Origin of the sequence: Paenibacillus agricola, assembly GCF_011440305.1 — a bacterium.
Taxonomy (GTDB): Bacteria; Bacillota; Bacilli; order Paenibacillales; family NBRC-103111; genus Paenibacillus_S; species Paenibacillus_S agricola.
In genome coordinates this window covers 166,244-178,631 of record NZ_JAAOIW010000011.1, presented here as the reverse complement: position 1 = coordinate 178,631, position 12,388 = coordinate 166,244, and the positions used below count along the sequence as shown (strand labels likewise).

Here is a 12,388-nt window from a genome sequence, read left to right as displayed (position 1 = left end):
TACAACGCTTTACTCTTTTTAATCAAATCTAGACACCTCTTAAAGACATTATTGATTTCTATATAAAGACTTCTGTAGGACCCGGCAAAGTTTTTATTTGGTAAAGTATTAAGCTGGCGTTTTCATTCGAGGGTTTGATTGCTCGTTAAAACATAGATAGCATGAGTTTTATATCCAAATTGTCATGGTATGAAAATCACTAGTTGCTTCCCAAACCAGATTCTCACCCTAGTCCAAACTTTTAATAATACCCAGAGGGTTTTTAAGTCTTGTCCCCGTGGCTGGATGACCACTGCTGTAAAATTCGTCCGTTGAATAAATCGACCTCAGTAAACGTTGAAATTCTCTGTACATTGGTGGTTTCAGAATTTGGGTAATATATCGTATAGAAAAGCAAAAATTATCAGAAAAGGAGAGGAAATTACATGAAAAAAACGATAAAATTGGGTATCGCTTCTCTAGTCACAGCTTTTGCAGTAACAGGTTGTTTAAATAACCAAAATAATGCACCTCCTCAAGTAACTCCCGACAAGGGGAGTGCGGGGCAGCAAACTGGGGTAGTTGCTACTTCAAATGTGCCTTGGATTGCATCTAAAAATACGACAAGAATCAATACGAGCGATCCCATTGAGGCTGCTGTGCTGGTTTCAAAAACGCTATGGATGGCGACAAGTGATGAAAATCGTCCGGGAGGTGTCATTTTAGCCGATCCTAATAATTGGCAAACGACACTTGTCAGTGCAGATTTAATCCACCACCCTAACAATGGTCCTATTTTATTTGCGAACAAAGACGGAATTCCTGAAGCCACCCTTAATGAGTTAAAGCGACTAAAGCCCAAGGGGGTAGATATGAACAATGGTGTTCAAGTCATAATAGTCGGCGATTTCGATCAAAAAGTAGAGGATCAAGTGAAAGAGGTTGGTTTAAAGCTAGATAAAATTACAGGCGGAAATGCTGCTGCAATAGCAAAACAAGTTGATGCATACTATACAAAGGTAGCTCAAGAAAACCCGCCTTCGGTGATTGTGGGTTCCATGGACAGTCAAGAATTTACAATGCCTGCATTGAATTGGATTGCTCACATGCCTGAGCCACTGCTATATGTTAAAAAGGATGAGGTCCCACAGGAGACGGCAGATGCATTAAAGACTCGCGGAGGCAAAGCGAATATTTACATTATAGGCCCCGAAACAGTTGTCTCTGCCTCCACAGAACAACAGCTTGGACAATTTGGGAGGGTCGTTCGAATTGCTGGCAACGACGCCTATGAGAATGCTATAGCTTTTGCGAAGTACAAAGATCTCGCAACTGACTTTGGATGGGGGATTACAACACCGGGACACAATTTCTCCTTTGTGAATAAAAATTCACCTGCTTTGGCCTTAGCCGCGGCTCCGTTCTCACATTTGGGTAAGCATGCACCGTTACTTTGGACAGATAAAGATAAGATGCCGGATTCAGTCATGGCCTATCTGATGTCAGTTGAGCCAAAGTACAAGAAGGCACCCACGGAAGGCCCTTACAACCATGCTTGGCTGACTGGAAGTGAGGACGTACTTACCGCTGTGGAACAGGGGGAAATTGATTCTATGTTGGAAATTGTCTCTGAATCAGGTGAAGGTCACGGAGCTCATGGGACTGGGAATACCCAAACGGAAACTCCTCCAAAGCCAGCTGAAGGGACGGGTGATAACATGCCCAATATGCCGGGGATGAAGCATTAACCGTGCTGTCTATTTGATTATTAATCACCTTGGTACCTGTTTGCATATATAAAAAGATACTCCCATCCCGGCCCGAATCAGGTCGGGATATTTTATAATCAGACGGAAAGTGTGAAATAGAAACATGTTGAACATTTTACGAGATGTTTACAATGGAAATCATGCCAGCCTCTTTATGTCCAGGCAGGGTACAAACGGCTTTATATTGACCCGGTTTTTTAAAAGTCGCTAATTTACTGCTACTCTTACCCGGACCTGCATGGACATGAACAGCTGTACCTGATATTTCAAAATCATGCTCAACCTTTCCTTTATTCTCTAAAGTGATTTTTACAGTTTGCTTGGAGTTTAAGTTAATCGTTTGAACAGAGAAACTATAATCTGTTGCTATGATAAGTAATTCCTGATCGTTTTTATTGGTGGGTGTAACAGTATTATTAGTATCAGCATGGTTATGTTCGCTAGTGCCTGTTGGTTCCGAATCTGTTTGATAGGCAAGATTATTATTTGGACTATCCTCGATTATTGTTGATTGAAACATAAGGGAAAGACCTATACAAATGATCAGGAACATGGGTAAAGGCTTTGATAATATAAACGATTTTTGACTTAAATGGTCTGCTTTGACATCACCTTGAAGCATAATCAACAAAATAAAGTTAATGCCGTAGCATAAAACGGCGATAATTTTCAAAGTCGGGTTTAAATCAGTTACTGGAACCATGACAATAAGCATTGCTCCCATCATTCCACCCATAATGCCTGCCAACATACCGTCTAATACGGCCATAATACTTATGGGCAGCCCAGCTAGAGTTCCAATTAACCCTCCGATTAACATGCTAATCATAGCCGATTGGAAAAATTGATCCGGAAGCAAAGTGGCTATAAGCGTACCCATTCCTAACCCCATGGACATGCCTAAGACCATAGCGGCCATCATGCCAGCCATGCAAGACAATCGTTTGCGTAAAATTGTGACAAAACCAATGATCCAGATTGCTAATATGATATAAGATCCCAGGAATAAATAGCTCACATACATAATGAAATCATCTCCTTTAAGGTGGATGCTTGTCTCAAATTTATTTGTATGGGGAACTTGTAGGATTTATGTGTGATAATTAGTTGCTTGTAAAACTAGCGGTTTGTCTTCATTGTTTCAACATATTTGATGGGTATGATAAGATAATATAAAGGTGTCCGTATGGATTTGAGGGTGAAATAATGGAGAAATTACAAGTGCTAGTTGTAGATGATGAGTGGAATATGCGCAACCTGCTTCGGATATTTTTGGCGAAGAATGATTTTGAAATAGTTGAAGCAAAGAATGGCCTTGAAGCTGTTAATGCAGTAGAAATACGTGATTTTGATATTATCATTTTGGATATTATGATGCCGGATATGGATGGCTGGGAAGTATGCAAAAAAATTCGGCAAAAATACAACACTCCTATCTTGATGCTTACAGCTCGAACTGATACGGCTGATAAGGTAAACGGGTTTAATATGGGTGCAGATGACTATTTGGTTAAGCCGTTCGAAACAGATGAACTGATTGCCCGAGTCCATGCATTAATCAGGAGAGCCACAGTTACACAGGCAAAGGAACATCAATCCAAAAAGGTTGAATACGCTGAATTGGTGATTTATCCGGAGGCCAGGCACGTTGAAATTCAGGGAAAGATTGTGGAGTATACCCAAAAAGAATTTGACCTCTTGTGCTTGCTGGCCGAAAATCCACAACGTGCCTATACCAGAGATATGTTGTTGGAGAAACTGTGGGGGCATGATTTTTTTGGAGATGCCCGGACTGTAGATACCCATATTAAAAACATCCGGGAAAAAGCGCAAAAAGCAGGGCTCGGCTATAACCCCATCCAAACCGTTTGGGGAGTAGGCTATAAATTTAATGCGGTTGGAGATAAAAAATGAGATGGAACAGCATAGCGTTAAAATTGGGGCTTACAATCATCTTACTATTTCTTATTGTTTTACTTTCATTGGGTTTTGTAATCGATAAAATTTTCTCGGGGTTTATCAACAATAAATTTTTAAAAGAGGCTGACGAATTGTCAACCCGGTACGAGATTATGATGGAATCCCATGGAGACGTTATGATTGGTTTAATGGATATGATGTCGGAGCTATCGAATTCTGGGATTTACATTTTGGACAAAGATGGGAAAATTATTTCTTCTACAGGTCAATTAAAGGAAAATGAAGGCATGCTGGCTACTCATCAAAATTTAAGAGAGCTTTCATTAGGACGTTCTATCCAAAAAGAGTTAAGGGTTGCTCCAGAAAGAAGGTATCTTGTATCGGCGAAGCCTTTGCGGGAAGGAAGTTCAATTACGGGGAGCGTTTTTATTTTGTCTTCGTTGGATGAAATTGATCGTTCGGTTCAACGGGCGAGGCAATTCATTGGGCTTGCCGGGTTTGGAGCATTGTTATTAGCAGTTGGCTTTACGTACATCGTTTCTCGAAAAATGTCCCAACCCTTGATTCAAATGGAGCATGCAGCGAGGCGCATGGCCACAGGTGATTTAGGAGCTAGAGTTTCGGTTGTATCGGAGGATGAAATCGGGTCGCTTTCGGTTGCTATTAATGATCTGGCCAATGAGCTTCAAAGATATAGAATTAACCGCAGTGAATTTTTTGCCAATATTTCGCATGAATTAAGGACCCCCATCACTTACTTGGAGGGTTATGCAAAGGTATTATCTGAGGGCTTGTATGAAACAGATGAAGAAAAGCAACAGTACTTCCTTGTTCTTATCCAAGAAGCATCCAGACTAAAACACCTGATCCAAGATTTGTTCGATTTATCGAAAATGGAAGAAGGTAAGGTCAATCTTGATTTGGAATGGATTGATCTCACTGAAGTTTTACAGAACGCCATTGAGAATATTAGCCTAAGAGCAAAAGAGAAAAAGATAGAAATCAGAGTGGAGGTTGAGCCTAATATTCCTTCGCTGTACGCAGATGGATTGAGGATGGAACAGGTCATTTTTAATTTGCTGGACAATGCTATACGCTATACAGAAAGAGGCTCGATCTCAATAAAACTAAACATTGTGGACGAGAATATGCAGTTAGTGGTTGTTGATACAGGTATAGGAATTTCTGCGGATGAGTTGCCTTATATATTCGAAAGATTTTATCGGGTGGAAAAATCCCGTTCACGCGAACATGGCGGCTCAGGGCTAGGACTCGCAATAGTCAAACTGTTGGTCGAACTTCAGGGAGGTACCATTGACGTTACAAGCAAACCAGAGGAAGGTACGCTTTTTCTGATATGGTTTTCGAATAATCAATTAAGCAATGGATACCAGGAGGACATTACATGAAGAAAGGAGATTGGATTATAGCCTTAAGTTTTATCGTTATGGGATTTTGTTGTTTAACTGTATCAGCCGTTTCTTGGTTTCAAAGCCCTTATACAATCCAATTTTTCACAAACAAGATGTTGATAGTGTGTTTATTTGCTGCATTGCTTATCGGTGCTGGAACAGTGATTTATTATTTGATGAAACAAAGACGGAAGAGGTAACTGTTTTGGGGATGATCGTACATGAACAACACACATGTAATAAAACGTAATTTATTCAAGGTCTTATTTATAGCAATGATTATGATATCCTCATTCGATAATGCTGCTTATGCTGATGTATCTAACGGTCTGATGGTAAGCCGAATTTCTGTTGGGCAGCCAACGGTATATGCAAAAAAATCATTTGCTGTACAAGCAGAAGTAATGGAAGTCAAGGCGAAGCAAAAGGATGGCGGCGATTTAGACCAAGCATCTTTCTTTGCGGAAGCTAAGGTTACTGCCTACTTAACGAAAGATGGACGAGAGCATAAAATTATGCTACAACATGAGGGTAACGGGAAGTATAAAGGGTTTATTATTTTACCTGATGCAGGTAAATGGAAGACTATTGTGTTCGCCGATTATCAGGAGGGACATAACGAAGATCTTAATCAAATTCATTTTCCAGCACAGAATGTACTAGATATGGTTATAGATGTCCAACCAACCTCCAAAACTAGTAATTGGATAGAGTTCATCACAGTAATCGCGGTTATCTTCCTTGGATTCATTTTTTGGCAGTATAAAAAACATAAACTTAAATAATCAAATTCAATAAAGTTTTCTTTCAAAATGGTATCAGATTCGAAAGATTGCATTATTATCGCGGGAAAAGGGCTTGAAACGCACGAACTTGTCAAAAATAAAATGATTCCTTTTGATGATGTTGAGGTTGCATCGGAAATCATAGAAAATACCATTCCAGCATCCGTATATCCAGGTAACTTGCAATTTGACTGAATAATTTATTATGAGTATTTTTTCTAACTTAACCCGTTTATAAATCGAAATTTATAGTTCACAGCGAATAATTAAAAAATGAGAATCCTAAACATGGGAGGTGTACGTTTATGATGGACGGATCAATGATGAACGGTTCTATGATGGCAATGATGTGTATCATGATGGGGATCGGTTTGCTTATTTTTGTAATTGTTGTTGGAATAACCGTTTACATGGTTGCCCGAATGTTGATGAAGAAGAGCAGAGTAGAGGATCGTCCCTTAATGATATTAAAAGAACGTTATGTTAAAGGTGAAATTAATGATGAAGAGTATAAACAGAAACGAAAATTATTAATCGATAGAGAGATACCTTAGGTAATGATTTCCTTTCAAAGGAGGATCTTAGTCTGTGCATTAAGGGGTAGTATCAGCTAAGTGACAGTTATCCCCTCTCACATTAACAGTTGGAATTGGAGCTACCCTAGCTCCCTCCCTAAAACAGTTTTGTATGCCTTATCCTCTATGGGATCTAACCTATTTAAGTAAGCAAGCATCACGTTAAATGAACAAAGCATATGTTGTATGATGGTAAATTTGAAAAAAACGGAGGTTTTATTAAATCACTTATAGATCTTTCACAGACCAGTCTCCTAGCCAGTTTCCTAGTCTGGATCCTATTCAGCATTCGGGTCAATATCCCGGCAGTATTCTGGTCAATATCCGATGGCAACTCCTTATAATAGTTTAAAGGCTTTAGTCGAAAAGAAATAAAGGGAGAAAGTAATTTAGAGCTCAATCAGCTGATCTTTATCAGGTTCATGTACAAGGAATCGGTCACGAATACTGGGAAGATTCCTATATAGGCTTTACTAAAAAGCAACAGAATGCTCTGCTCAAGCACATGCTTTCTGTAAACCATTTAGAAAGAAATGCAAATTCAGTATGCACTTTGGTGTTCTGTACGATTCCTAATCCAATTAAGGCTTTGGAAGAAATCCGCCGTGTTTGCAAACCGGAAGGTCAAATTTTGTTGTTTGAGCATGTGAAAATCAAAAACCGTTTTTTTGGTCAACTCCAGGAATGGTTTACACCTTTTTGGAAGCGAATATGCGATGGGTGTCATTTAAACCGTAATACGCTTGAATTGGTGAGACAGGAGGGATTCAAGGTCACGTCTATACAACGATATTATAAGGATATTTTTCTTGTCATTGAAGCGATTAATAAAAAACATGGACTCTTCTCAATTCCTTCAAAATCTGATCGTAATGATTACTATGAACGGAACAGATAAAATGACCGATTGTATATGCAGAAACGACTTGCTAAAGCAATCCATTGTTTTAGTAGGAAATGGGTACTCTTTTACACATTGGAACTCAGCCTCCGATGTTTGCTAATCTTTTTGCGGATTACAGCGGGCTTTTGCTTGGGAGCTAAAAGAAAAAGTTTGCGCATACCAATTTGAGGAGCTATTAACCGATGGAAGAAACAGTGGGGGAAAATTTGCTCTGTTTCGTTATGGAATCATTCCATATTGGTTCCACAGATTCATCAATGAGAGTATGATGCCTTTCGTGTTTTGCATGGCGATTCGTAACCGATGTAGAACTTCCATGTTCTAAATGATCCAGATCTTTATGAACCATTGGACGAACAATCATCTAGAACATCCCCCTTCATTCATCTTGCTTATGATCTACATTAGAGTTTTCATTTTGCGCGTTTTTTACCCCTAAAGATCCAATCCCGCAAAGACACTGTAATTTTAATGCCATCTTTTCCGTTTAAACCGGAATGTTGTTTATCTCCCATGGCCAGACTAATGGGATTCCAAAAACGTAAAGCTACGAGCATCAGACTGATAAAAACCGAGGATACAGCATAAACCGTCCACGGAATTAAAGTAGTGGTCCCGAAACTAACAATCGACCCCCAGCGTAATTTCCTGTTCCCTCCCCCAGGCCTGAAATAAAAATAGCCAATCCAAAGAATACGCCAATCATTTGTGCTGTTGCAAGCCGGGAAACGGTGCTGTCAATGGTAGGCATAATGAGCATCTCACCTATAATTAAGGGGTATTTGGTAACCACGGCTCGGGTCGCCACACACCTGGGGTCGAGCCCGCCGAGCAGATCAAGCAGGAGGCTCCTGGGGGAGACGCACCGCCCAAGGGTGGCCAGACACCGTCGGCTGGCCAGACGCGGTCCGCCCACTGATGACCATGAAATCCGGCCTCTGCAAGTTCGCGCTCACCGCGCATATCACTTCCTCGGTCGGCTGGATCGGCGCGGTCGTTGCTTACCTAGCTCTTGTTGTCGCCACTCAGACCAGCCAGGATGCACAGACGGTACGTGCCGCCTTTATCGCGATGGAGCCGATCATCAGGTTCGCCCTCGTCCCATTGGCCTTCGCCTCGCTGCTATCTGGGCTCATCATGTCACTGGGTACCCCGTGGGGCTTGTTCCGACACTACTGGGTCGTGGAGAAACTCCTGCTAACCGTCCTTGCCACCCGCGTCTTGCTGTCGCAGCTGGAGCCAATTAGCTACATGGCAAGAATAGCGGCAGACCCCAGTACCGATCTCGGCAGGCTGGGGGCGGTGGCCAATTCCTCCAACCCGGGCTCGGCCTGCTGGTGTTGCTCGTGATCATGACACTGTCAGTTTACAAGCCGCGGGGCATGACCCGGTACGGGTGGCGTAAGCAGCAGGAAAAGCGTAAGAAGCCGCAGCCGTAGATGCTTCAACTCCTGCTCGGCCTCGACCTGTCTTGTACTTCTTCAGATATCCATTCCACATTGACCTATTTTTTCACAAATTCAGGTTCCATGCGAGCCACGACTTGGCGAATCAGTTCCGCGGCCGTTGCGTTGTTGTAATCATTGCAGGCTTATAAATTGGATGGATCGGCACATTAGGTGAGAATATGGTTGAAAAAAAACGATTTCCCTAAATGGTTTTGAAAAACTGAAACGGTGAAGGTCGTTTGGATCAAAAATTAAGGGGAATTTGGATACTATATTCTGCGAGTGAAGAAATTACCATAGCCCAAAGAAAGAACTGCAAATTGATTCCATCAGGAATACATTTTGCAGCTCTTTCTTTGGGACAATGAGTAGCTATTCTGCAGTAGATGGATTTGAAATCATATGCACATAAGCATCTTCTGTAATAGCCCTACGAGCCGTGACATAACGCTTTGCATAGTAGGAATCGCTCAATTTACTAATGCTTACTCCTTTATTGCTGGCAGAGTGAGCGAATTTGCCATCGCCGACATAAATGCCAGCGTGTGAAATTCCCTTGCCATCAATGTTAAAGAACACAAGATCACCAGGGCGAAGGTCAGCCTTGGCTACCTTTTCTCCAATACTGGCTTGGGACTTTGAAGTGCGCGGTAAATCAATACCAAATTGATTAAATACGGTCAAAATGAATCCTGAACAATCAAACCCAGTATCTTTGGAAGTTCCTCCCCATTTGTAAGGAGTTCCAATAAGGTTGCCGACGTTTCCGTCTAATGATCCATTCGCAGAGACGGTTCCAGCTCCGAGGGAAAAAAGTAATACGGTGCTGGATAAAAACAGGGAAAGCTTTTTCAATTCTAAGTTGCTCCTTCCGGTGCCTACGAGGTTAGCTGAAGGGTTCGGTTGAAGGTTCCCTATGATCCCTATGATTGAGATCAATTCACCCAGGTTGGTTCCCCCGTTTTCCGTGTTGGAAATTCGGCAAACAATTTATTTTTACCGAAGTCTATAATTCGACTTAAAAAGCCAATTTCCTTCAATGTCACAAAATGTCCAAATGCCGGGATCTGTTTGATAAAACGGTGTTTTTTTATTTGTTTAAATCCTATTCTACTGTGAATACTTGGGAGTAAACGGTAAGTTGGCTATAAATGCTATAAGGGAGTGAGAGTAACCTGTGATCACAAGAAAAGCTTTCCGCAAAGATGTCATCATTACTTTTTTTATAGCTTTTACTTTAATCGTATATGAAGTCTTTTTATCGCGCTTTTTTGCAACAATTATGGATTACAACTACGTTTTTTTAGTCGTATCATTGGCAACATTGGGTATCGGTATTGGGGGATACTTTGCCTATTCTCAAATCACAAAGCACCGCTTGCTCCGAAACCATCATATCCTTGGTTGGTATGCCGTTTCCATTGCTGCAGTGGTGTTTACTATGTATATAATAACGTTTGTGGGAATTTTCTTTTATGCAGGGGTGGCTCTTATCCCGTTTTTCTTGGGTGGACTGGTCCTCGCTGAGTTCATGCAGAAACATCGTGATCATATTGGCCTTATGTATTTTTCTGATTTAGTAGGGGGAGGTTCAGGAGCTGTTTCTTCCATTTTTCTTATGGATAGCTTAAATCCGCTTCAAACTATAGGGTTAATATCTTTGATTGGTTTTGCGGTGTTTTTTGTTTGTAATGTTACCATGTGGAATCTGAGGTTAAAACTGTTCTGGGGCACAACGTTGGTTATTCTCATTATTAATTTCATAAATCCGTTTTATGGTTTTTTTCCATTCAAAGCTTTTCAGACAAGTCCCCACAATGTTTTCCTGGATGAGAAGGATGCAAGAGTTATCTTTACAAGATGGAATGCTTTCTCCCGTACAGATGTATTTGATGCAGATGATGATGATTTACTATATATAACGATCGATGGCGGGGCGGTTTCCCCCATTTCGAAATTTAATGGAGAACTGACTCAAGTAGATTATTTGCGTAATACTACTAGTTATCTGGCTTTTCAAGGCCGGATGAAAAATCGAGCATTAATTATTGGAGGAGGAGGTGGCCAAGAGGTATTACTAGCGAAAATGACAGGCTATAAAACAATTGAGGCAGTGGATATTAATGAAGGAAGCTTCTTAGCGGTTGGTGCCGTTTCCCAATTTTCAAATAATGTTTTTAAACTTCCTGGAGTAAAGCCAATCGTATCTGACGGACGAAATTATATCCGGGAGACAAACTATAAATATGATCTTATTTATTTATCCCTCGTTAAAAAGAATACAGAAAACGGATTTGGATTGTCATTAATGGAGAATTATATTTTCACGCAAGAAGCGATAGCTGAATACATGAACAAGCTGGAAGTAGGGGGGAGCCTAGGATTTTTGGTACACGATGAAGTCGAGTTATATAAAGTGGTCTACGCAGCTAAAAAATATTTTAAAAAACAAGGCGTACCGGAAGAGGATATCAATAAATATTTAGCGGTAATAGGGACTTACCAACACTTAGGGCATGTGGTCACTGGATTAAACGGAAGTGTGATTACCCGACCGCTGTTGATAATTGGCAAACGTCCGTTTGATTATCCAGAGGCTGTCAGTCTTTTGGCTTCAGCAAGACAGATTCAACAAATTCCAATTCATATTCCGTACGTAAACGACCGATTTATGCAGATTAATATCATGATGAAGACAGTGAAAGTTAATCTGGAAGCGAATAGTGATGATATGCCCTTTTTTTATAACAAAATGGTTGGGATTTCGCCAAAACTCATTATGCTGCTGGCAGCAGTTTTGTTGGTAGCCTTATTTATGGGGCGAGCATCCAAGGTATCAATAGGCACATTCACTTATTTTTCTGCAATTGCCATAGGTTTTATGATGATCGAAGTGACACTGATGCAGAAGCTTGTGCTTCCCCTTGGGCATCCCACGTTGTCCTTTGTGCTGGTCTTAGGAGTTTTATTAGTATCAGGCGGAATGGGTAGTTATTTCTCCAAGTATTGGTTTCGTCCCGAATCTAATCGATATATACCCATCCTATTTATTGGTTTATTAGTTTTAGTAATCAATGCTGCCTTGGATTGGTACAATGCGCAATCTCTTCAAATGGATGTAAATCAAAGAGTTATTGTAACCGCATTGGTTCTAGTGCCTTTGGGCTTCTTCATGGGAATGCCTTTCCCTTATGGAATGAGTCGAGTAAGAGAAAAGCATGTTGCGGCAAGTTGGGGGGTGAATGGCATTCTCACAGTAGCCGGTTCCCTTCTTGCTACCATTTTATCGTTTACATGGGGATTTTCCACAGCAATGAATGCAGGGGCTGCCATATATATCTTACTTTATATCATTCAGCCAAAGTTGAATATTTGATTCTCAATGCCTTCAACAAAAGCACAGAGGAAAGGGTCGCATACCAGTACAAGGTGGTCATAATGACCGTTTGTGGGGACTCAGATAAGTGGCAGTCTGATTTGTTTCGATCAATGAATACTGAAATATCCGTGAAATTATCATCTGCCTTTAAATAGAGACAATCTGTTCTTTCGGATCAAACCGAAGATGTGCTTTCCTTTATTAATAATTGGTTCCG

At 40.8% G+C, this 12,388-nt stretch carries 12 protein-coding genes and 1 riboswitch; of the genes, 9 read left to right on the top strand and 3 right to left on the bottom strand.

Annotation, left to right across the window (positions count from 1 at the left end):
* The first annotated feature begins 425 nt into the window (after positions 1 to 425).
* Positions 426 to 1,727: a cell wall-binding repeat-containing protein gene (locus tag G9U52_RS26090; protein WP_243767560.1), complete on the top strand. Its 1,302-nt coding sequence runs from the start codon at positions 426 to 428 to the stop codon at positions 1,725 to 1,727.
* Between the two features lie 136 nt (positions 1,728 to 1,863).
* On the opposite strand, the gene G9U52_RS26085 is transcribed toward G9U52_RS26090, so the two are convergent.
* On the bottom strand, positions 1,864 to 2,772 hold the full coding sequence (locus G9U52_RS26085) for a cupredoxin domain-containing protein (RefSeq protein WP_166153591.1): 909 nt from the start codon (positions 2,770 to 2,772) through the stop codon (positions 1,864 to 1,866).
* A gap of 182 nt (positions 2,773 to 2,954) precedes the next feature.
* Between G9U52_RS26085 and G9U52_RS26080 the strand changes: the two genes are divergently transcribed.
* The 6 genes from G9U52_RS26080 to G9U52_RS39400 all read left to right on the top strand — a co-directional run bounded on the left by G9U52_RS26080 (position 2,955) and on the right by G9U52_RS39400 (position 7,338).
* On the top strand, positions 2,955 to 3,662 hold the full coding sequence (locus G9U52_RS26080; RefSeq protein ID WP_166153590.1) for a response regulator transcription factor: 708 nt from the start codon (positions 2,955 to 2,957) through the stop codon (positions 3,660 to 3,662).
* The gene (locus G9U52_RS26075; RefSeq protein ID WP_166153589.1) at positions 3,659 to 5,077 is read left to right on the top strand and encodes a sensor histidine kinase; all 1,419 of its coding nucleotides are present in this window, start codon (positions 3,659 to 3,661) and stop codon (positions 5,075 to 5,077) included. The genes G9U52_RS26080 and G9U52_RS26075 overlap by 4 nt, the downstream gene beginning before the upstream one ends.
* Positions 5,074 to 5,280, top strand: a complete 207-nt coding sequence (locus G9U52_RS26070; protein ID WP_166153588.1) for a hypothetical protein — start codon at positions 5,074 to 5,076, stop codon at positions 5,278 to 5,280. Before G9U52_RS26075 ends, G9U52_RS26070 begins: the two co-directional genes overlap by 4 nt.
* A 21-nt stretch (positions 5,281 to 5,301) precedes the next feature.
* A complete protein-coding gene (locus tag G9U52_RS26065; protein ID WP_166153587.1) occupies positions 5,302 to 5,865 on the top strand; it encodes a hypothetical protein in 564 nt (187 codons plus the stop codon).
* Between the two features lie 305 nt (positions 5,866 to 6,170).
* The gene (locus G9U52_RS26060; RefSeq protein ID WP_166153586.1) at positions 6,171 to 6,419 is read left to right on the top strand and encodes an SHOCT domain-containing protein; all 249 of its coding nucleotides are present in this window, start codon (positions 6,171 to 6,173) and stop codon (positions 6,417 to 6,419) included.
* 526 nt (positions 6,420 to 6,945) lie between these two features.
* Positions 6,946 to 7,338 (top strand): class I SAM-dependent methyltransferase, encoded by a 393-nt coding sequence (locus G9U52_RS39400; RefSeq protein WP_207953202.1) that lies wholly within the window; start codon positions 6,946 to 6,948, stop codon positions 7,336 to 7,338.
* A 607-nt stretch (positions 7,339 to 7,945) separates the two neighbouring features.
* Here G9U52_RS39400 and G9U52_RS26055 read toward each other — a convergent pair.
* The gene (locus tag G9U52_RS26055) at positions 7,946 to 8,152 is read right to left on the bottom strand and encodes a hypothetical protein (RefSeq protein ID WP_207953201.1); all 207 of its coding nucleotides are present in this window, start codon (positions 8,150 to 8,152) and stop codon (positions 7,946 to 7,948) included.
* Between the two features lie 110 nt (positions 8,153 to 8,262).
* Here G9U52_RS26055 and G9U52_RS26050 point away from each other — a divergent pair, with 110 nt between their 5' ends.
* The gene (locus tag G9U52_RS26050; protein ID WP_243767559.1) at positions 8,263 to 8,694 is read left to right on the top strand and encodes a DUF2269 domain-containing protein; all 432 of its coding nucleotides are present in this window, start codon (positions 8,263 to 8,265) and stop codon (positions 8,692 to 8,694) included.
* A gap of 470 nt (positions 8,695 to 9,164) precedes the next feature.
* On the opposite strand, the gene G9U52_RS26045 is transcribed toward G9U52_RS26050, so the two are convergent.
* Complete coding sequence (locus G9U52_RS26045) at positions 9,165 to 9,647, bottom strand: C40 family peptidase (RefSeq protein WP_166153584.1); 483 nt, start codon at positions 9,645 to 9,647, stop codon at positions 9,165 to 9,167.
* Between the two features lie 5 nt (positions 9,648 to 9,652).
* Positions 9,653 to 9,786: riboswitch (cyclic di-AMP (ydaO/yuaA leader) on the bottom strand.
* A 183-nt stretch (positions 9,787 to 9,969) separates the two neighbouring features.
* Between G9U52_RS26045 and G9U52_RS26040 the strand changes: the two genes are divergently transcribed.
* Positions 9,970 to 12,168 carry a spermidine synthase family protein gene (locus G9U52_RS26040; protein WP_166153583.1) on the top strand — a complete coding sequence of 733 codons (2,199 nt, stop codon included), beginning with the start codon at positions 9,970 to 9,972 and terminating at the stop codon, positions 12,166 to 12,168.
* Positions 12,169 to 12,388 lie beyond the last annotated feature (220 nt).

Coding starts and splice junctions, on each gene's coding strand:
- G9U52_RS26090 (WP_243767560.1), top strand. CDS start 426: ATGAAAAAAACGATAAAATTGGGTATCGCTTCTCTAGTCACAGCTTTT.
- G9U52_RS26085 (WP_166153591.1), bottom strand. CDS start 2,772: ATGTATGTGAGCTATTTATTCCTGGGATCTTATATCATATTAGCAATC.
- G9U52_RS26080 (WP_166153590.1), top strand. CDS start 2,955: ATGGAGAAATTACAAGTGCTAGTTGTAGATGATGAGTGGAATATGCGC.
- G9U52_RS26075 (WP_166153589.1), top strand. CDS start 3,659: ATGAGATGGAACAGCATAGCGTTAAAATTGGGGCTTACAATCATCTTA.
- G9U52_RS26070 (WP_166153588.1), top strand. CDS start 5,074: ATGAAGAAAGGAGATTGGATTATAGCCTTAAGTTTTATCGTTATGGGA.
- G9U52_RS26065 (WP_166153587.1), top strand. CDS start 5,302: ATGAACAACACACATGTAATAAAACGTAATTTATTCAAGGTCTTATTT.
- G9U52_RS26060 (WP_166153586.1), top strand. CDS start 6,171: ATGATGGACGGATCAATGATGAACGGTTCTATGATGGCAATGATGTGT.
- G9U52_RS39400 (WP_207953202.1), top strand. CDS start 6,946: ATGCTTTCTGTAAACCATTTAGAAAGAAATGCAAATTCAGTATGCACT.
- G9U52_RS26050 (WP_243767559.1), top strand. CDS start 8,263: ATGACCATGAAATCCGGCCTCTGCAAGTTCGCGCTCACCGCGCATATC.